This is a genomic window from Bradyrhizobium sp. USDA 3311, assembly GCF_054062495.1.
Window position 1 is genome coordinate 6605784 of record NZ_JBSSFI010000001.1, and the last position, 20262, is coordinate 6626045.

A 20262-nucleotide genomic window follows, 5' to 3' on the forward strand; every position below is an offset into this window, starting at 1 on the left:
CCTACCAGGCATAGCGCACCACGCCCTTTCCGGAGTAGCTTGTGGTGACGTTCGAGAACTCACCCTCAAAGGTCCCGGCGAGCGAGAAACCGTTCAGCCATTTCACCTCGGCGGTTGCCGAGGTGAGCGCCGCGTCTCGCGCAGGCGATGCACCGCCGACGACGAAGGATGCGCCCGGCAACGCCTGGAAAGTGGCGGCGATGCCGCGATCGATATTGTAGTCATGTGCCCAGCCGAAGCGGCTGCGCAGGGTGAGGATCGCTCCCGGCAATGCCAACGATCGGTCAGTGCGGAATCCCAATTCGGAGCGCGGCGAGGTAGCGGTCTTGGCCGCATAGGCCAGCGCAAAGGTGTTGGCACCGACGATGGGCCGTTCGGCATAGCCCGGCAGCTCGAAGGTCGCGAATTGCGCGGCGGCATAGGGCGTGAGGCCGATGCCGGCCCATGGGGTGATGAGGCGATAGCCGCCCTCGATACGCCCCGCCCACGCATTGGCGTTGAACTGCGCACGCAACTGGTCACTGCCCGCAATCGTGACCGTCCGGTTCGTCGTGATATCCTGCCAGCCATAGGCCAGGGCGCCGGAGACATACGCGGCGCCGGCCGTATGACGAACGAATGCACCGGCCTGGAACAGGTCGGAGCGTCCCGAACCGAGACCGTTGGCGACGACGAAGTTGGTACCGCCGCCGGCCAAGGCGAACCCGACCTGGGTGAATGGAGAGATCCGATAATCGGCGCCGACGGCCGTGCCAGCGATGCGGCTGGTGGACGTGTTCGATCCCTGTACGGCATTGCCGTCGGTGGTCTGCGAGCCCCCATAGCCCGCGCCCCACACGCTCCAGCGCTGGCCGAAATCGATCGCGCTCGGCGTCTTGGCGATCATGGCGTAGGCGTCACGCTCGGCACCGGGCCGGCGGCGACCGCCGGCATAGCTATCGGCTGCTCCCTCTTTCCCAAATGAAACGGGCGTCGGTGCGGTCCCGTCGCGGCCAGCGGTAAACGGATCGGCCAGCAAATTGACGAAGAGGTTCATCGCGTCGAATGTTGTCTGCTGCGAACCTGTCGCCAGCTCGCCCGAGGCCTGTGTCAGGTTCGCCGGGACATTGCCGGCGAAGATACCGCCAAACGCCGAAGGAACGTTGCCGAAGGAATTGAACGCCCTGTCGAGCGCGGTGGCGACGGCCCGCTGGTTGATGTTGAGGCCGGCAATCTCCCCAAGGCCCGAGGCCAGAACAAGCTGCACCGTGCCGCCCGAATAGGTCAGCGAACCGGAAATTCCCGTCGGCGTCGCCACCGAATCAAAGCGCGAACCGTTCAGCGCCCCCGCGGTCAGGATGGTATAGGGCGAATTGAACCGAAGGGTGCCGTTGGCGAGCGCAACCCGAACCGTCCCGGCCAACGTCGCCGCCCCCGTCACATTGGTGAGGTCGGAAGCCGCCGATGACACCTGCACAAGGTAGGTCGAGGCGGCCGTGAATACGAGGCTGCCCTGAACGTTGATGGTGCCGACCGAGTTGCCTGGAGACAGAATGCCGCCGTTGATGACGGTATTGCCGACGATGCCGTTGCCGCCCAACGTGCCGCCGGCATTGACAACGAGATTGCTGGCCGATGCGATATTGCCGTTTACGATCAGCGCCCCGCCGCCGACATTGACATCACCGGAGAAGGAGCCGGTGCCAGTCAGCGTCCAGACTGAATCGTCGACCTTGTTGAAGGTCGTGAACCCCCGATACTGGGCCGCCGCGCCCAACGTGCTGACATCGAAGGTCGCCGCACCGCTGCCCCCGAGTTGGAACGTATCACTGCCCCCACCGAGCACGTTGCCCGATATCACCGATCCCGGCGCGAGCGTGAGAACGTTGCCGCTACCGGCGAACTGGATCGCGGCCGTTCCTCCAGTGATGGTCCCCGCATTGAACACGTCCGACCCACCCGTGCCCGCATAGATGCCGTTGCCCGCAAGGCCGGAAATGGAGCCGTAGTTGATGACTGAGACGGACCCGAGGCTGGCGCGGACGCCGGTGTCGCCGCCACTGATCTGCGCGCCGGCATTGTTGGTCACCACCGCACTCGTCTCGGCGCGAATGGCGTAGCCAAAGCCGCCGGCACTTATGGTTCCGGAATTGACGACGGTTGCGACGCCATTGCTGGCATAGATTCCGTTGTTGATCAGGCTCGTGATCTGCCCGCCAACGCCGTTGGTTACATTGACGTCGGTGAAGGCAAAGATGGCGATATTGTTGACACCGGAAATGGTCCCGTGATTGGTAACGTGAGCAAAGCCCAAATTGGCAGCCATGCCGCCGGTAATGCTTCCAGTGACACCGTTCGTTATTGTCAGATTGGCATTCGCAGAGGCGGCAAAGCCGGTGGGGCTCGAGATGGTGCCGAAATTCGTTACCGAAATCGATCCGCTGTTGGCGCGGATGGCAGCCGTTGCGCCGGTAATCGTCCCGGCGGCGGCGTTGGTGACGTCCATATTGCCGGTCACCTCCAGGCCGTAGCTGGTCGTACCGGTAATCGTGCCGGCATTGGTGACATTCAACAATTGGTTGGCCTGGACACCGCTTATCCCGCCGGAAATCAGACCGCCCGCAGCGTTGGAGACGACCCCCGTGCCGTAGGCAATGAAACCGTAAGAGGTGCCGATGATATTGCCGGCATTGGTGACATTTCCGACAGCGGAATAGCCGGAATTGACGCCGAGATCGCCGGCGATGGTGGCGCCCGCATTGTTGGTAACCGTGGCGTTGACGAAGGCGAATACGCCAACGTTTGCGTTGCCCGTGATCGTGCCGGAGTTGACGACAGTCACACTGCCGTTGTTCGAGCCGATGCCGGATAGGACAGTGCCGGTGATGGTGGCGCCGGTGTTGTTGGTGACGGTGACGTCATTTTGAGAGAAGACACCGTTCGTTGCGCCTGTGATGCTTCCCGAATTGCTGACCGTAGCGTTGCCGATATTAATTCCGCTATTCACGCTTCCGGTGACAGAGGCACCGCTATCGACATTGATGACAATGCCGGTCTGGTTGCCCGTCCCGTAACCGTTGGTCCCGTTCTGATCGGTCGTCACGCCCGAGCATGTAATGGTCGTGCCTGGCGGAGGATTGGGGCTATTGTCGGCCGCCGGCGAACAGGCCGCATACGCCCCGCCCATCAGAGCAAGCGTGACGGAAGCCGTGATCGCAATTGCAGCCGCAGCTCGCCAAATCAGCAAGCGCTGCCGAGGGAAACACCATATCCGAATCGGCAGGCGCGTCATTTGAATGGCTTGCTTCCGAGGCGTCGGCGGCCCCGGCCTTCAATTGCAAAAAGAACGAATCAACAGATTTATTGAACAGGCTAAGTATCGCCGCCGAAAGGCTCCATGTACGCACGTCTGGCGAGAATCCGACGAATCGGAATCTCTGTTGCGAATTGGCGACAGTCGCAACCGTCCTATTCGCGGCCACCAGTCTGCCGGGCGGATGCGACTGTCGCCAGCGTCCGCATCGCGATGGCCACGCATACCACCATCAGCGCGCCCGCGAGGAGGAATGGCGCGCCGGGCAATTGCCAGGGCGCGCTGGTGCCGATGAAGTATGAAAACGTCAGCGTGAACAGGAACGGCCCGACGAGCTGCGACACGCTCTGCACGCTCGCGGTTGCGCCCTGCAGCTGACCCTGTTGATCGGGTGCGACCAGCCGCGTCATCAGCGATTGCATCGCGGCACCCGAGATGCCCCACAGCGACATCACTGGAATGCCGATCCAGAACAGCGGTCCGGTCGGCGCTGCGCCAAAGATCACGAACCCGATCGCACCACAGCACAGGCCCAGCAACAGTGTGTTCCGCTCGCCGAGCGCGCGCACGATCGGGCCGATGGCGAGCCCCTGCACCACCATGGCGCAGATGCCGACCATCGCGAGCGTCAGCCCGACCGTCTTGGAATCCCACCCGTAGCGATAGGTCGCATAGAGCACGAAGGTCGACGGCAGCACGACATGCGCGACCTGCGCGATGAAGTTGACGACCGACAGCGCAGCCAGCATCGCGTTGGAACGCAGCAGACGCAGCGCCCCGACCGGATTGGCGCTGGTCCAGCGGAACGGCGCGCGCTTGTCGGGCGCCAAAGATTCCGGCAGGACCAGGAGCCCATAGAGCGCATTGGCGAAGCTCAAAGCCGCCGACGCCCAGAACGGCAGACGCGGATCGATGTCGCCGAGCAGGCCGCCGAGCGCGGGGCCCAGGATGAAGCCGGCGCCGAAGGCCGCGCCAATCCTGCCGAAGATCGCCGCGCGCCGCTCCGGCGGCGTAATGTCGGCAATATAGGCAAACGCCGTCGAGATGCTGGCCGAGGTGATGCCGGAGATCACGCGCCCAATGAAAAGCCACACCAGCGACGGCGCCAGCGCCATCAGCACGTAGTCGGCGGCGAGCCCGAAATTCGACAGCAGCACCACCGGCCGCCGCCCGAAACGATCGGACAGCGCGCCCAGCACCGGCGAGAACACGAACTGCATCAACGCCCAGGCGGTGCCGAACAGGCCGAAGATGCGGGCCGCGTGTGCGGTGTCGTTGTCGACGAAGCTCTCGATGAGCTTTGGCAGGATCGGCATGATCACGCCGAGCGCGAGCATGTCGAGCAGGATGGTGACGAAGATGAAGGCGACCGCGCCGCGCCGGACCGGCGCAGCGCCCCGCGCCATCGCCTCGCCGGCATCGTTGCTCACGACGGCCGCTTGCGCTTATGGGCGAAGGGGTTGGCCTTCTCGCGCAAGGTGATGCGCACGGGCGTGCCCGGCAGATCGAAAGCCTCGCGCATGGAATTGGTCAGGTAGCGCAGGTACGACTGCGGCACCGCGTCGGCACGCGAGCAGAACAGCACGAAGCTCGGCGGCCGCGCCTTGGTCTGCGTGATGTAGTTCAGCTTCAGCCTGCGGCCGGACACGGCCGGCGGCGGATTGGCCTGGACCGCCTGCTCGAACCAGCGATTGAGCGCTGACGTCGACACGCGTCTGTTCCAGACCGCGTAGGCGTCCTGGATCGCCTCCATCAGGCGATCGATGCCCTCGCCCATCAGGCCTGATACCGCGACGATCGGCACGCCCTTGACCTGCGGCAGCCAGTGGTCGGCGTCGCGGCGCAGGCCCGAGATCGCGCCGCCGCCCTTGGTCTCCATCAGGTCCCATTTGTTGGCGGCGAGCACGAGCGCGCGGCCCTCGCGCTCGACCAGATCGGCAATGCGCAGATCCTGCTCCTCGAAGCGGTTCTGCGCATCCATCATCAGCACGACGACTTCGGCAAAGCGCACCGCGCGCAGCGCGTCGGCGACCGAGAGCTTTTCGAGCTTCTCCTCGATGCGCGAGCGACGCCGCAGGCCGGCGGTGTCGAACACGCGAAAATCCCGGCCCTGCCAGTTGATCTCGACCGCGATGGAATCGCGCGTGGTGCCGGCCTCCGGGCTCGTCAGCAGGCGCTCTTCGCCGAGCAAATGGTTGATCAGTGTCGACTTGCCGGCATTCGGCCGGCCGACGATGGCGACCCGGATCGGGCGCGTCGCGGCCTCTTCCTCGGAGAGCGGTGCGTCGTCCTCGTCCTCATCCTCCTCGACGGGCTCCGGCATCAGCTTGGCGAGGGCGTCATAAAGCTCGCCCATCCCCTCGCCGTGCTCGGCCGAGATCTGGATGGGATCGCCAAGACCAAGCGCAAAGGCTTCCATCGCGCCGGCATCGCCATGCTTGCCTTCGCTCTTGTTGGCGACCAGCAGCACCGGCTTGTTGGCCCTGCGGGCGAAGTCGGCGAAGGCGCGGTCGGTCGGCGTCAGGCCGATGCGGGCATCGACGACGAAGAACAGCGCGTCGGCCTGCGCGATCGCGGCCTCGGTCTGCTCCTGCATCCGCGCGGTCAGCGAGCCCTTGGCGCCCTCGTCGAGGCCGGCGGTGTCGATGATGGTGAATTCGAGGTCGCCGAGCCTGGCCTCACCCTCGCGGCGGTCGCGGGTGACACCCGGCAGGTCATCGACGAGCGCGAGCTTTTGCCCAACCAGGCGGTTGAACAGCGTCGATTTGCCGACATTGGGCCGGCCGATAATGGCAATCGTGAAGGACATCGGTCATTCGTGCGCTGCGAAGGCCGCGCCTGTCAATGCAATGAAATTATTAGCGCGAGAAGCTGCCGCTCGGCAGCGGCGCCGGGAAGCCGCCCTGCGACTGCTGCTGCGTGGTCTGGGTCGGTTGGGCCTGCTGGACGGGCTGATCGGGCGGCGGCGCGGTGGTGCGCTTGCGCACGATCTTCTGCTTGGGCTGCGGAGCGGCCGCGGGCGGCGCGGCCTCCGGCTGGGCCTCGCCATCGACTTCGCCGGCAGGCGCATCGGCGGGCGCGGCCGCGCTGGCAGCCGGCTGTCTGGTCTTTTTCGCCTTCGCACCCTTTGCCGGCTTGGCCGGCTCAGGCGGCGGCTCCGTGGGCAAAGCCGCAACGGCAGGCGCATTCGGATCGGGCTGCTGCTGTGCGCCCTTGTACATGTCCTTCGGCACACCCTGCTCGAGGCCCGGCACGCCCTCCGGGAAGACCGGCTTGCGATCGCCTGGCAGCTTCTTCTTGGTGTCGAGGAAATCGAGCATGTCGCTCGGATCGAAGCTGGAGCAGCCGCCCAGCACGCCCGTGAAGGCGATCAGGACGGCGGCTGCGATCAAGCGTGGCGTGCGGCGCATATCGGTGTCTCGTCTCAGCTCTCGGGACCGTCAGCTTTTGGCGACGGGCGGCAGCAGGGCCTGGAGCGCCTCGGCGCGCGAGCGCAGGCCCGGCGGCGTTTCGCCGTCCTCTGCGATCGCGTCGAGCCATTTGCGGGCTGCGGTCGTGTCGTTGTTGCGCCAGGCCGACAGCGCCAGCAACTCGCGGGCGCTGTGGCGGAAGGTCGATTTGGGTGTGGCGGAAGCCTCCAGCCGCTGCTGCATGTCGACGTAGCTGGCGCTGTCGACCAGCAGGCCGGCGGCGCGGATCTTCGCCAGATCCTGCCACTCGCCGCCGACGCCGCGGTCGGCGGCAATGTCGTCGTACATCTTGGCGGCGGCCTTGGGATCGCGGCCAGCGGCCTCGGCCGCAGCACGCAGCCGCGCCAGAGTGCGATAGCCCGACGGAGCCTTGGCGGCGAGCTCGGTGAAGGCCGTCTCAGCCTCGGCATGCTTGTCCTGCTCTGACAGCTCGACGGCCTTCTCGAAGGCGGCGCCGGCCTCGGCGGCCTTCTTGGCCTCCAGATACTGGTAGCCGCGCCAGCCGCCCACGGCGGCCACGATGAGCACCATCAGGGCGATGAAGTAGATCGAATATTTTTCCCACAGCTTCTTGAGCTGTTCGCGACGTACTTCCTCGTCGACTTCGTCAAATAATTCAGACACTTATGCTAATCCCATGCCCGTCCGGGTGCGCGCGCCACAGCGTTCGCGTCAGGAATCCCGTCCCCCGCGTGGCGGCGAGGTAGCCTAACGATATGGCGGTGGCAAGGCAAAGCGAGCCCGATCAAGGCGTTAACCACCCGGGAGAGCCCGGAAGAAGCCCCTGCCCGGCTCAGGTTCCCAAGTGCTCCCGCAACTGCCGCTTCAGCACCTTGCCATTGGCGTTGCGCGGCAGCGGCTCGGTGGTGATCGCCATGGTTTCGGGGACCTTGTAGTCGGACAGCCGCTCGGCGCACCAGGCCCGCAAGACGTCGCCGGCGACCGGGGTGCGGGTCACCACGACAGCATGGACGCGCTCACCGAGCACCGGGCAGGCCCTGGCAATGATCGCGCTCTCGATCACCGCGGGGTGGCCCGCCAGCACGGATTCGACCTCCGCGGAATAGATCTTCAGTCCGCCGCGATTGATCATGTCCTTCTGGCGGTCGAAGACGCGGACAAAACCGTCCGCATCGACTGACCCCAGATCGCCCGAGTGCCAGAACCCACCGGTGAAGCTCTCGGTCGTGGCTTTCGGGTTGTTCCAGTAACCCTTGATGACGGAGGCGCTCTGAATCCAAAGCTCCCCGATCTCGCCATGGGGCAGCTCGCGCCCATCGGGTCCCATCGCGACGATGCGCGCGCCGGGACACGGCAGGCCCACGCTGTCGATATGGCTCGCCGTCAGTTCGCCCGGCATGATCGTCGAGGGCGATGTCGTCTCGGTCGCGCCGTAGCAGTTCATCAGCTTCAGGCCGGGAATCGTCGCCTTGAGCCTCTCGATGGTCGCGACCGGCATCGGCGCGCCGCCAAAGCCGCCGATGCGCCAGCTCGACAGATCGTAGCTGTCGAAATCGGGCTGGAGCAGGCAGAGATTGTACATTGCCGGAACCATCACCGTGTAGGTGACGCGCTCGCGCGCGGCGAGCTTGAGATAATCGGCGGCCTTGAACTCCGGCATGATGATCAACGCGCCGCCGCAGCGGATCATGGTCGTGATGTTGGCGACGACACCAGTGACGTGACCGAGCGGCACGGCCGCGATCGAACGGTCCGCTTCCGTCAATTGCAGGCAGGACGCAAACACCATCGAGGAATGGACGATGTTGCAATTGGCCAGCATCGCGCCCTTCGGCTTGCCCGTCGTGCCCGAGGTGTAGAGGATCATCGCCGTGTCCTCTTCGTGCACGTCAACGGGCGCGGCGGCCGCGGCGTTGTCTGCGAGCACTGCGAAGCGCGACGCATGCGGGTCGTCGTCGACGGCAACGCGGTGGATCACATCGGGCACATCCCGCGCATCCGGCAGCCGCCCGGCGAGCCCTGCCTCGTGGATCAGGATCTTGGCGCCGCAATCGGTGAGCACATAGGCAATCTCCGGCTTCTGCTGGCGCGTGCTGAGCAGAACCGTGACCAGCCCCTCATGCGCGGCGGCAAACAGCAGCAGCGGAAATTCGATGCGGTTGCCCAGCAGGATGGCCACGCGATCACCGCGCTTGAGGCCGAGCTTGCGAAAGCCCTCGGCGATCCGGGCGGCCCGGTCGACGACCTGGCGCCAGCTCAGCCGGACATGACCGCAGATCAGGGCCTCGCCATCGGCGTTCTGCGCAACCGCTTCCGCAATCATCGCCCAAACGCTGCCCGGCCGCTTCACAAAGGCCGGCACGACGCGGTCGCCGAAGCGCGGCTCAAGCCGCATCGACGGAAGTGCGTGCTGCGACCAGTCCATGCGCGCCCCTCCTCAGCTCGTCTTCATATCGTAGACATGCTCCGGGCCCGGGAAGGCCCGGCTCTTCACGTCGCGCGCATAGCCCGCGATGGCTTCCTCGATCGCCGGTCCGAGATTGCCATAGCGGCGTACGAATTTCGGCGACCTTGGCGACAAGCCGAGCATATCTTCCAGCACCAAAATCTGGCCGTCGCAGGCTGCGCTCGCGCCAATGCCGATGGTAGGAACTGCGATCGATTGCGTGATCTTGCGCGCCAGCGGCTCGGCGACCGCCTCGATCACGATCGAGAAGGCCCCCGCCTCTGCGATCGCCCTGGCGTCGTTCTCGATCGGAGCCCAGTTCGCCTCCTCGCGGCCCTGCGCGCGGAACGAGCCAAGCGTGTTGATCGACTGTGGCGTCAGCCCGATATGGCCCATCACGGGAATGCCGCGCTCGGAGAGAAACGCCACCGTCTCCGCCATCCGCGCGCCGCCCTCGAGCTTGACCGCGCCGCACAGCGTCTCCTTCATGATCCGCACCGCCGACTGGAAGGCCTGCTCCTTCGAGCCTTCGTAGGAGCCGAACGGCATGTCGACGACGACGAGCGCCTGGCTGGAGCCGCGCATCACCGCGCAGCCCTGCAGGATCATCATCTCAAGCGTCACGGGCACCGTGGTCTCGAAGCCATGCATGACATTGCCAAGGGAATCGCCAACCAGGATCGCATCGCAGTGCCTGTCGACCAGCGCGGCGGTGTGCGCGTGATAGGAGGTCAGCATCACGATCGGCTCGCCATTCTTGCGAATGCGGAGGTCGGGCGCGGTCTTGCGCCTGATGGCGGATTGGACGGACATTTGTCAGACCCCTACGACAGGAACTCCGATCACGACAGGATGGAATGCAAACGCCAGCGCCAGATAGGCAACGACGCCGACCGCGACCGCGATCAGATCGTTGGAGACGCCGCCTACCGGAATCGGCGGGCCGCCAACGTCAGTGCGATGCTTCAACGAAATGCGGTCATACACAGCCCAGCCCAGGAACGAGCCGAACAGGATGATGGAACCGAGATCGCCATTGGCGAGGAGATGCGCGGCCGCCCACAGCTTGATGCCGGCCAGCATCGGATGTTTCAGCGTCGCGTAGATGCGGCCGCGCAGGTATGACGCGACAACCAGGATGACCGCGGGCAGCATCAGCGCGAGCGTGATGTGCTTCATCGCCTTCGGCGGATACCAGACGTCGATCCAGCCGGTCGCACGGTAATGACCAAAGCCCCAGATGATCAGCGCGAGCCCCGCGAGTGAGACGAGCGCATAAAGGATCTTGTAGGTCCCCTCGCCCAGCCTCGCGATGGCCTGCGCGCGCGCCTCGCGTTTCGTTGTGAAGACATGCGCCGCGAAAAACAGCACCAGCCCCAGGATCATGACCAGCAGACCCACGACATCCTCCCCTCAACCAGCGCCCGCCTCTGGCGTAGCATCGATTGGCGGTCGGTCGCAACCGATGCGCTACTTGCCGAGCTGCCGATTGTCGACATAGCGGATCGCGATCGGCCGCCCTGCCAGGGCGCCGCCGAGACCGCTGGTGAATTTCAGCGGCAAGCAGGCCTTCAGCGAAGCATCGATGGCGTTCAGATAGGTCGTGCGGGTGTCGGCCGGGACGCCCGCGGTGGCGTATGTGAGGCGTGGCGGACCGATCAGGCCGCCCGCCTTGTTGAAGCTGAAGCGCACCGACATCTGCATGCCGGCCCGCGCGTTGTCCGCTGGCGGCGACCAGCAAGTGCGCAATTCGGCGAAGAGGTCGCCGATCGTATCGAGATCGTGATCCGGCTTCCGGTATTTGGCGCGGTCGGATTCGGACGGCACGCTGACGATCGTGAGCTGGAGATTCTGGCCGTAAGGATAGTCGATCTCGGGAATGCAGGGCCCGGGCTCGAGCGGGCTGCAATAGGACGGCGTGCAGGGCCGGTTGTCGAGCACGCTGCACGGTTCATGCGCAAACGGGATGGGATTGATCTGGCGCCGCTGCGCGTCGGCGGCCACCGTCGATATCGCCAGCAGTATAAGAAGGAGAATGCCGCGCCACATGGTATGCGAACTCTCAATGCCACTGTGGACGAAAGGTGGCATTCGTCGCGAAAGCGTCAAGTGCGCGCGCGTTCACATGCTCGCGTTTTAGGCGGCCTTGGCGCGCGTTATCCCTTCTTCTTGACGTCCTTGACGTTGGTGAACTCGATCCCCTCGGCGCGTTCCCTGGTGTAGCCGAGATAGAACTCGTTCCTCGCCAGATAGACGGGATCACCATCGACGTCGTCGGCGATACTCGAGGTGTTGGCGGCGATGAAAGTGTCGAGCTTCTTGCGATCGTCTGAAGAAACCCAGCGCGCAAGCTGGAACTCGCTGACCTCGAACTCGACCGGAAGGGAATATTCCGCCTCCAGCCGTGCCTTCAGCACGTCGAGCTGGAGCGCGCCGACCACGCCGACCAGCGCAGGCGCACCGTCGCGCGGGCGGAACACCTGGACGACGCCCTCTTCCGACATCTGCTGAAGCGCTTCCTTCAGCTTCTTCGCCTTCATCGCGTCGGTGAGACGGACGCGGCGGACGATTTCCGGCGCAAAGCTCGGCACGCCGACGAAGTTGAAATCCTCGCCCTCGGTCAGCGTGTCACCGATGCGCAGCGTGCCGTGGTTGGGAATGCCGACGACGTCGCCGGCAAAGGCCTCATCCGCCACCGAACGGTCCTGCGCGAAGAAGAATTGCGGGCTCGACAGCGGCATGCTCTTGCCGGTGCGCACCAGTTTCGCCTTCATGCCGCGGCTGAGCTTGCCCGAGCACAGGCGCGCAAAGGCGATGCGGTCGCGGTGGTTCGGATCCATGTTCGCCTGGATCTTGAACACGAAGGCGCTCATGCGCGGATCGGTCGCCTCGACCTTGCGCTGGTCGCTCTCCTGCGCACGCGGCTCGGGCGCGAACTTGCCGAGGCCCTCCAGGAGGTCGCCGACGCCGAAATTGCGCAGCGCGCTGCCGAAATAGACCGGCGTCAGGTGGCCCTCGCGAAACGCCTCCAGCTCGAACGGCTTTGAAGCCTCGGTGACGAGCTCGAGCTCGTCCTTCACCGCGGAGACGTCGAGATTGGCGTTGAGCTTGGCAAGCTCCTCGATCTCGATCTGCTGCGCCGCGCCGGTCTTGGCGCCGCCGCCTTCGAGCAGGCGCACGCCGCCATTGACGACGTCATAGGTGCCGAGGAAGTCGCGGCCGCGGCCGACCGGCCAGGTCATCGGCGTGGTGTCGAGCGCCAGCGTCTTCTCGATCTCGTCCAGCAGCTCGAAGACGTCGCGGCTCTCTCGGTCCATCTTGTTGATGAAGGTGATGATCGGAATGTCGCGCAGGCGACAGACCTCGAACAGTTTTCGGGTGCGCGCCTCGATGCCCTTGGCGGCGTCGATGACCATGACGGCGGAATCGACGGCCGTCAGCGTGCGATAGGTGTCTTCCGAAAAATCCTCGTGGCCCGGCGTGTCCAGCAGGTTGAACACGAGGCCCTCGAACTCGAAGGTCATCACGGACGTCACGACCGAGATACCGCGCTCGCGCTCGATCTTCATCCAGTCCGAGCGCGTGTTGCGCCGCTCGCCCTTGGCCTTGACCTGACCGGCGAGGTTGATGGCGCCGCCGAACAGCAGCAGCTTTTCGGTCAGCGTGGTCTTGCCGGCGTCGGGGTGGGAGATGATCGCAAAGGTGCGCCGCCGCGCCACTTCAGCGGCAAGCGGGGAACGGGCCGGCGATTCGGCTGTGGTGGTGGCGATGTCGGACATGGCGGGAGCGTTTGGCAGGGAAAATGGGCCGGATCAAGCCTGATTTGGTAATTGCGGAGCCCTTCGGCCAGCCCCATATCGCCGTTTGGGAGGGACGGCCCTCCTATCCACCAGCATATCAGCCGCGGGGACGACCCTGCCTTGAATGGAGGGTCGTCATGGCCTGGAGCATCCTGTTCGTCGCCGGTCTTCTCGAGATCACCTGGGCGATCGGCCTGAAATACACCGAGGGTTTCACCAGGCTTGTTCCCTCCGTCATCACGCTCGCGGCGATGGCGGGCAGCGTCATCCTGCTCGGGCTCGCGCTCAAATCGCTGCCCGTCGGGACCGCCTATGCGGTGTGGACCGGCATCGGCGCGGTCGGCACGGCGACGCTCGGGATCATCCTGTTCGGCGAGCCGGCCACCGCGCTTCGCCTGGCCAGCATCGGACTGATCGTTGCCGGTATCATCGGGCTGAAGCTCGTTACTTGACGAAAATCCTGACCGCCCACCAGGTCAGCGCGGCGACGATCGCCGAGGCCGGCATCGTGATCACCCAGGCATAGACGATCGAGCTGGCGACGTTCCAGCGCACCGCCGAGAGGCGGCGGGCGGCGCCGACGCCGACGATGGCGCCGGTGATGGTGTGGGTGGTCGAGACGGGAACCCCGAGGAAGGTCGCCATGAACAGGGTCGCGGCGCCGCCGGTTTCGGCGCAAAAGCCCTGCATCGGCGTCAGTTTCGTGATGCGCAGGCCCATGGTGCGGACGATGCGCCAGCCGCCCATCAGCGTGCCCATCGCCATCGCGGCCTGGCAGGACAGCACGACCCAGAACGGCACCGAGAATTCGCTGCCGAGATGGCCCTGTGAATAGAGCAGCACGGCGATGATGCCCATGGTCTTCTGCGCGTCATTGCCGCCATGGCCGAGCGAATAGAGCGAGGCGGAGGCGAATTGCAGGATGCGGAAGGCGCGGTCCACGGCGAAGGGCGTCGATCGCACCGAGGCCCAGGAGACGATCGCAACCAGCAGCATCGCCAGCAGGAAGCCGACCAGCGGAGACAGCACGATGGCGATCACCGTCTTGGACAATCCGCTCCAGACCGCCGCCGAAATCCCGGCTTTGGCCACGCCGGCACCGAACAACCCGCCGATCAGCGCATGCGACGACGAAGACGGGATGCCGAGCGCCCAGGTCACGAGGTTCCAGACGATGGCGCCGACCAGCGCCGCGAAGATCACGTGGGCATCGACGATCGAGGGATCGATGATGCCGGTGCCGATGGTCTGGGCGACGTGCAGCCCGAACACCATGAAGGCGACGAAATTGAAGAAAGCGGCCCAGAACACCGCGAATTGCGGCCGCAGCACGCGGGTCGAGACGATGGTCGCGATCGAATTGGCGGCATCATGCAGGCCGTTCAAGAAGTCGAACAGCAGCGCGACGGCGATCAGTCCGACCAGGACGGGAAGACCCAACGCAGCATCCACGGCGAGGCCCCTGCCTTAAAGTTTTGGCATGATTTGCGCGGACAACCGCTGCACATTTTTCCGGATCATGCGCTACACTTGCTCGATGACGATGCTGTTGATCTCGTTTGCGACGTCATCGAAGCGATCGGCGACCTTTTCGAGATGGTCGTAGATCTCGACACCGACGATGAAATCCATCGCGTTGCCGTCGCGGTGCTTGAGGAACAGCTCCTTCATCCCGATGTCGTGGAGATCGTCGACCCGGCCCTCGAGCTTGGTCAGCTCTTCCGTGATGGCGGTCAGCATGGCCACGTTCTTGCCGATCTGCTGCATCAGGGGCAGCGCACGGCCGACCAGATTGGCGCATTCGATCAGAAGCCCGCCGATCTCGCGCATCGGCGGCTCGAAGGCGCGGACCTCGAACAGCATCACGGCCTTGGCGGTCTGCTGCATCTGGTCGATGGCGTCGTCCATCGAGGTGATGAGGTTCTTGATGTCGCCGCGGTCGAACGGCGTGATGAAGGTGCGGCGCACCGCCGTCAGCACCTCACGGGTGATGTTGTCGGCATCGTTCTCGAACTGGTTGACGCGCTGGCAATAGACCGGCGTCTCCTCGCCCCCGTTGAGCATGCCCTGGAGCGCGATCGAGCCCTGGATCACGGTCTGGGCATGTCGGTCGAACAGGTCGAAGAACCGTTCTTCCTTGGGCAGGAAAGCGCGAAACCATCGCATCATGGGGATAGACTACCGGTTGGAAATGGCCCGGCCCGGAAGGGCCGTCACGAAACTGTCATAGACCATTTTCGGTCCGCGCGCGTGCCGCCTCACGCTCGCGGTGCCGGATCATCCACCACTTTCACGAAGCGGGTAAATTGACCTTAAATCAATTACTTAGAGCGAACGCCGGAAGTAATGCGCGATTTCACCGACGACGCCGCGGCGGAAGGTGAGCACGCAGATCACGAAGATCGAGCCCTGGATCACCGTCACCCATTGGCCGAAGCTCGCCAGATATTGCTGCATGGCGATGATCACGAAGGCGCCGACCACGGGTCCGAAGATGGTCCCGAGACCCCCGACCAGCGTCATCAGCACGACTTCGCCCGACATCGACCAGTGTACGTCGGTGAGCGAGGCATTTTGCGCCACGAACACCTTCAGCGATCCGGCGAAGCCGGCCAGCGTGCCCGACAGGACGAAGGCCAGGAACTTGTACTGGTCGGTCCGGTAGCCGAGCGAGATCGCGCGCTGCTCGTTCTCGCGGATCGACTTCAGCACCTCGCCGAACGGCGAGTTGATGATGCGGAAGATCAACAGGAAGCCGGCGAGGAAGCCGACCAGCACGACGTAGTACAGGACCGTCGGCTTGGAGAGATCGAGGACGCCGAACATGTGCCCCTGCGGAATGCCCTGGATGCCGTCTTCGCCATGGGTGAACGGCGCCTGGAGGTAGATGAAGTACAGGAGCTGCGACAGCGCCAGCGTGATCATCGAGAAATAGATGCCCTGGCGGCGGATCGAGATGTAGCCGGTCACGATCGAGAGCACGAAAGCACCGGCGACGCCGACGAGGATGCCGAGCTCCGGCGGCAACGCCCACACCTTCAGCGCATGCGCGCTGCAATAGCCGGCCGTGCCTAAGAACATCGCGTGGCCGAACGACAGCAGGCCGCCATAGCCGATCAGAAGGTTGAAGGCGCAGGCGAGGAGCGCGAAGCACAGCGCCTGCATCACGAAGAACGGATAGACCCCCGTGAACGGCACCGACGCCAGCAGCAGCGCCATCACCGCAAACACGATCATCTCGTCACGCATCGCGCGCGGGGTCGCCCGCAGCGTATCGTCCGTCAAGGCTGTCATATCAGGCCGCCCTTCCCGTCAATCCCGATGGCTTCACCAAGAGCACCAGCACCATCAGCACGAACACGACGGTGTTGGAGGCCTCGGGGTAGAAATACTTGGTCAGGCCCTCGATCACGCCGAGAGCGAAACCGGTGATGATCGAGCCCATGATCGATCCCATGCCGCCGATCACCACCACGGCAAACACGACGATGATGAGGTCGGCGCCCATCAGCGGCCGCACCTGGTTGATCGGCGCCGAGAGCACGCCGGCGAGCGCGGCAAGGCCGACGCCGAGACCGTAGGTCAGCGTGATCATGCGCGGCACGTTGATGCCGAAGGCGCGGACCAGCGTCGGGTTTTCGGTCGCGGCGCGGAGGTAAGCGCCGAGCCGCGTCTTCTCGATCAGGTACCAGGTCGCCAGACACACGATAAGCGAGAACACGACGACCCAGCCGCGATAGACCGGTAAGAACATGAAGCCGAGATTCATGCCGCCCTTGAGCTGGTCAGGAATGGCGTAAGGCAGGCCCGACGATCCAAAATAGTTCTGGAACACGCCCTGCACGATCAGCGCAATGCCGAAGGTCAGCAGCAGGCCGTAGAGATGGTCAAGCCCGGTCAGCCATTGCAGCATGGTCCGTTCCAGGATCATGCCGAAGATGCCGACGACAATCGGAGCGACGATCAATGCCGGCCAGTAGCCAATACTGAGATAATCATTGTTCAGCAGGAAATAGGCGACGAAGGCGCCCATCATGTAGAGCGCGCCATGGGCGAAATTGATGATGTTGAGCATGCCGAAGATCACGGCAAGCCCGAGACTGAGCAGCGCGTAGAACGAGCCGTTGATCAGTCCCACCAGTAGCTGAGCGTAAAGTGCCTGCATCGATCCCGCACCCGGTCCCTTCGGCGTTCCCCTGAAAGTCGCCCGCAGGCCTCAAAGGCCTGCGGGCCGTTATCCTACTTCTTCAACAGCGCGCACTTGCTCTCGGACAGCGGCGTGAAGGCCTGATCGCCCGGCACCGTGCCGACCAGCTTGTAGAAGTCCCACGGGCCCTTGGACTCCGAGGGCTTCTTGACCTCGAACAGATAGGCGCTGTGGATGGTGCGGCCGTTCGGCTGGATCTCGCCCTTGCCGAACAGATCGTCCTCCGTCGGCATCGACTTCATCTTCTCGACGACCTTGACGCCGTCGTGAGGATTGCCGCCGAGTGCGTCCAGCGCCTTGAGATAGTGGCGCACGCCGGCATAGACGCCGGCCTGCACCATGGTCGGCGGCGCGTTGTTCTTCATTTTCCCGGCAAAGCGCTTCGAGAACGCCCGGGTCTGGTCGTTCATGTCCCAGTAGAACGTCTCGGTGAAGTTGAGGCCCTGCGCGGTCTCCAGACCGATCGCCTTGACGTCGGTGAGGAAAAGCAAGAGCGCGGCGAGCTTCTGGCCGCCCTTGACGATGCCGAACTCGGCCGCCTGCTTGATGGCGTTGGTGGTGTCGCCGCCGGCATTGGCAAGGCCGATGATCTTGGCCTTGGAGGCCTGCGCCTGGAGCAGGAAGGACGAGAAGTCCGGCGTGTTCAGCGGATGCTTCACGCCGCCGACCACCTTGCCGCCATTGGCGGTGACAACGGCCGTTGTATCGCGCTCGAGCGCCGCACCGAAGGCGTAGTCCGCGGTCAGGAAGAACCAGCTGTCGCCACCCGCCTTCACCAGCGCCTGGCCCGTGGTGTGGGCCAGCATGTAGGTGTCGTAGGTCCAGTGCACGGTGTTGGGTGAGCACTGCGCGTTGGTGAGGTCGGAGGTCGCCGCACCAGAGTTGATGTAGACGCCGTTCTTTTCCTTGATGACGTTGTTGACGGCGAGCGCCACACCGGAATTCGGCACGTCCACGATGACATCGATCTTGTCGACGTCGAACCACTGCCGCGCGATCGCGGTGCCGATGTCGGGCTTGTTCTGGTGATCGCCGGAGACAATGTCGATCTTCCAGCCCTTGGCGGTAAGGCCGGAATCTTCAACGGCCATCTGCGCTGCGAGCGTCGAGCCGGGGCCGCCGAGATCGGCATAGAGTCCTGACTGATCGGACAGCGCGCCGATCTTGACGGTCTTGTCCTGCGCGGACGCGACGCCGGCTGCGGCGAAGGTGAGCGCGGTGGTCAGCAGCAATGATGCAATCGACCTGGTCTTCATGCAACTTTCCTTTTTGAATTTTCTCGTTGGCAGTTCTTCTGTTTAAGCATGATCTTTTCGGAAAATCGCTTCACACCTTCCGGATCATGCCTAGACGCCGAGATAAGTGTGGAGCTTGTCCATGTTGGCGGCAAGCTCCGCATTGGAAAATCCGTCAATGATCTTGCCGTGCTCGACCACGTAGTAGCGGTCGGCAACGGTGGATGCGAACCGGAAGTTCTGCTCGACCAGGAGGATCGTAAAGCCCTCCTTCTTGAGCCGCGCAATGGTGTGGCCGATCTGCTGGATGATGACTGGCGCCAACCCTTCGGTCGGCTCGTCCAGCATCAGGAAGCTCGCACCGGTGCGCAGGATGCGCGCGATCGCCAGCATCTGCTGCTCGCCGCCGGACAACTTCGTGCCCTGGCTGTTGAGCCGCTCCTTCAGGTTCGGAAACAGGTCGAAGATCTGCTCGAGCGGCAGTCCGCCTTCGCGGACCACTGGCGGCAACAACAAATTCTCCCGCACGTCGAGGCTGGAGAATATCCCCCGCTCTTCCGGGCAGAACGCGATGCCCATGCGCGCGATCTTATCGGAGGTCGTGCGGATGATCTCCTGGTTGTTGAACTTCACCGAGCCGGTACGCTTGCCGATGATGCCCATGATCGACTTCAGCGTGGTCGTCTTGCCGGCGCCGTTACGCCCGAGCAGGGTGACGACCTCGCCCGCGTTCACGTCGAAATTGATCCCATGCAGGATGTGGGACTCGCCATACCAGGCCTCGAGGTTGCGGACCTGGAGGATGTTTCCGCCGCTCGCAGCCTTTGCCGGAGCCTCGGCGATCGCAGTGTCAGGCATGACCGGCTCCCAGATAGGCTTCCTTGACGCGTTCGTCCTTGGTGAGCTCGCTGTAATGGCCCTGCGCGAGAACCTGCCCGCGCGTCAGCACGGTGATGATGTCGGAGAGATTCGCCACGACGCTCAGATTATGCTCGACCATCAAGATGGTGTATTTCGCGGAGATGCGCTTGATCAGCGCCGCGATCTTGTCGATGTCCTCGTGGCCCATGCCGGCCATCGGCTCGTCCAGCAGCATCATCTCGGGGTCGAGCGCGAGCGTGGTTGCAATCTCGAGTGCGCGCTTGCGCCCGTAGGGCATCTCGACCGCAGGCGTATTGGCAAACTCGCTGAGGCCGACATCGTTCAACAGATCGCGTGCGCGATCGTTGAAACGGTTGAGCACGGACTTGGAGCGCCAGAAATCGAAGGAACTGCCGTGCTGGCGCTGAAGCGCGACGCGAACGTTTTCCAATGCGGTCATATGCGGAAACACCGCCGAGATCTGGAACGATCGCACCAGTCCCATGCGGGCCACGTCGGCCGGTGCCATCGCGGTGATGTCCTGTCCCTTGTACAGGATCTTCCCGGCGGACGGCCTGAGGAACTTGGTCAAAAGATTGAAGCACGTCGTCTTACCGGCGCCGTTCGGGCCGATCAACGCGTGAATGCTCCCACGGCGGACCTTGAGCGCAACGTCGCGGACAGCGAAGAAGCCCGCGAACTCCTTGGTCAAGCCTTCCGTTTCGAGAATGAACTCATCGGCCAAACAGATTTCCCCCTGCCCGCGCGACCCGCGTGGCTGTCCTTGTTGCTTCGGCTTTCAGGAGGCCTTGGAGCCTTCCCGGAACGCCGCCTCCGGGCGCGGAATATGCCGGAGGTGACGGGGGTTAGGCAAGGCGGAAAGCTGAGCAGATCAGGTCTCCGGCTGGGATACAAATGCTCCCTTAGTCGGAGATGTTTTGATGTCACGCCTGCCCGGCCTTCCGGTTCAAGAAAGCACCGGTCGTCAAG

General features: G+C 64.1%; 18 protein-coding genes. 1 reads left to right on the forward strand and 17 read right to left on the reverse strand.

What is annotated here, in order from left to right; all coding sequences use genetic code 11:
- Position 1: 1 nt before the first annotated feature.
- The 10 genes from ACVWW6_RS31900 to ACVWW6_RS31945 form a co-directional block, all read right to left on the reverse strand.
- On the reverse strand, positions 2–3082 hold the full coding sequence (locus ACVWW6_RS31900) for an autotransporter outer membrane beta-barrel domain-containing protein (protein ID WP_456682028.1): 3081 nt from the start codon (positions 3080–3082) through the stop codon (positions 2–4).
- Positions 3083–3447: 365 nt separating this feature from the next.
- Entirely contained in the window at positions 3448–4722 is a 1275-nt protein-coding gene (locus tag ACVWW6_RS31905) for a TCR/Tet family MFS transporter (RefSeq protein WP_271556756.1), read from the reverse strand.
- Entirely contained in the window at positions 4719–6101 is a 1383-nt protein-coding gene (der, locus tag ACVWW6_RS31910) for a ribosome biogenesis GTPase Der (RefSeq protein ID WP_456682029.1), read from the reverse strand. Before der ends, ACVWW6_RS31905 begins: the two co-directional genes overlap by 4 nt.
- A 49-nt stretch (positions 6102–6150) precedes the next feature.
- Entirely contained in the window at positions 6151–6702 is a 552-nt protein-coding gene (locus ACVWW6_RS31915; protein ID WP_028171058.1) for a hypothetical protein, read from the reverse strand.
- Between the two features lie 30 nt (positions 6703–6732).
- On the reverse strand, positions 6733–7386 hold the full coding sequence (locus ACVWW6_RS31920) for a tetratricopeptide repeat protein (RefSeq protein WP_456682030.1): 654 nt from the start codon (positions 7384–7386) through the stop codon (positions 6733–6735).
- Between the two features lie 169 nt (positions 7387–7555).
- On the reverse strand, positions 7556–9148 hold the full coding sequence (locus tag ACVWW6_RS31925) for a class I adenylate-forming enzyme family protein (protein ID WP_456682031.1): 1593 nt from the start codon (positions 9146–9148) through the stop codon (positions 7556–7558).
- Between the two features lie 12 nt (positions 9149–9160).
- Positions 9161–9982, reverse strand: a complete 822-nt coding sequence (gene panB, locus ACVWW6_RS31930; RefSeq protein ID WP_456682032.1) for a 3-methyl-2-oxobutanoate hydroxymethyltransferase — start codon at positions 9980–9982, stop codon at positions 9161–9163.
- A 3-nt stretch (positions 9983–9985) separates the two neighbouring features.
- Positions 9986–10570, reverse strand: a complete 585-nt coding sequence (locus ACVWW6_RS31935; RefSeq protein ID WP_456682033.1) for an NnrU family protein — start codon at positions 10568–10570, stop codon at positions 9986–9988.
- 69 nt (positions 10571–10639) lie between these two features.
- Positions 10640–11218 (reverse strand): hypothetical protein, encoded by a 579-nt coding sequence (locus ACVWW6_RS31940; RefSeq protein ID WP_028171054.1) that lies wholly within the window; start codon positions 11216–11218, stop codon positions 10640–10642.
- A 107-nt stretch (positions 11219–11325) separates the two neighbouring features.
- Positions 11326–12948, reverse strand: coding sequence for a peptide chain release factor 3 (locus tag ACVWW6_RS31945; RefSeq protein WP_011086821.1), 1623 nt, complete (start codon positions 12946–12948; stop codon positions 11326–11328).
- 158 nt (positions 12949–13106) lie between these two features.
- Here ACVWW6_RS31945 and sugE point away from each other — a divergent pair, with 158 nt between their 5' ends.
- The gene (sugE, locus tag ACVWW6_RS31950; RefSeq protein WP_028171053.1) at positions 13107–13421 is read left to right on the forward strand and encodes a quaternary ammonium compound efflux SMR transporter SugE; all 315 of its coding nucleotides are present in this window, start codon (positions 13107–13109) and stop codon (positions 13419–13421) included.
- Here the strand turns inward: sugE and ACVWW6_RS31955 are convergent.
- The 7 genes from ACVWW6_RS31955 to ACVWW6_RS31985 all read right to left on the reverse strand — a co-directional run bounded on the left by ACVWW6_RS31955 (position 13414) and on the right by ACVWW6_RS31985 (position 20017).
- Positions 13414–14421 carry an inorganic phosphate transporter gene (locus ACVWW6_RS31955; RefSeq protein WP_011086819.1) on the reverse strand — a complete coding sequence of 336 codons (1008 nt, stop codon included), beginning with the start codon at positions 14419–14421 and terminating at the stop codon, positions 13414–13416. The two genes, sugE and ACVWW6_RS31955, sit on opposite strands and share 8 nt — an antisense overlap.
- A gap of 72 nt (positions 14422–14493) precedes the next feature.
- On the reverse strand, positions 14494–15138 hold the full coding sequence (locus tag ACVWW6_RS31960) for a DUF47 domain-containing protein (protein ID WP_011086818.1): 645 nt from the start codon (positions 15136–15138) through the stop codon (positions 14494–14496).
- A 156-nt stretch (positions 15139–15294) separates the two neighbouring features.
- On the reverse strand, positions 15295–16263 hold the full coding sequence (locus ACVWW6_RS31965) for a branched-chain amino acid ABC transporter permease (RefSeq protein ID WP_011086817.1): 969 nt from the start codon (positions 16261–16263) through the stop codon (positions 15295–15297).
- 1 nt (position 16264) lies between these two features.
- Positions 16265–17134 (reverse strand): branched-chain amino acid ABC transporter permease, encoded by an 870-nt coding sequence (locus tag ACVWW6_RS31970; protein ID WP_011086816.1) that lies wholly within the window; start codon positions 17132–17134, stop codon positions 16265–16267.
- 74 nt (positions 17135–17208) lie between these two features.
- Positions 17209–18432 carry an ABC transporter substrate-binding protein gene (locus ACVWW6_RS31975; protein WP_028171051.1) on the reverse strand — a complete coding sequence of 408 codons (1224 nt, stop codon included), beginning with the start codon at positions 18430–18432 and terminating at the stop codon, positions 17209–17211.
- 90 nt (positions 18433–18522) lie between these two features.
- The gene (locus tag ACVWW6_RS31980; protein WP_060911715.1) at positions 18523–19269 is read right to left on the reverse strand and encodes an ABC transporter ATP-binding protein; all 747 of its coding nucleotides are present in this window, start codon (positions 19267–19269) and stop codon (positions 18523–18525) included.
- Complete coding sequence (locus tag ACVWW6_RS31985) at positions 19262–20017, reverse strand: ABC transporter ATP-binding protein (protein ID WP_011086813.1); 756 nt, start codon at positions 20015–20017, stop codon at positions 19262–19264. Before ACVWW6_RS31985 ends, ACVWW6_RS31980 begins: the two co-directional genes overlap by 8 nt.
- Between the last annotated feature and the right edge of the window lie 245 nt (positions 20018–20262).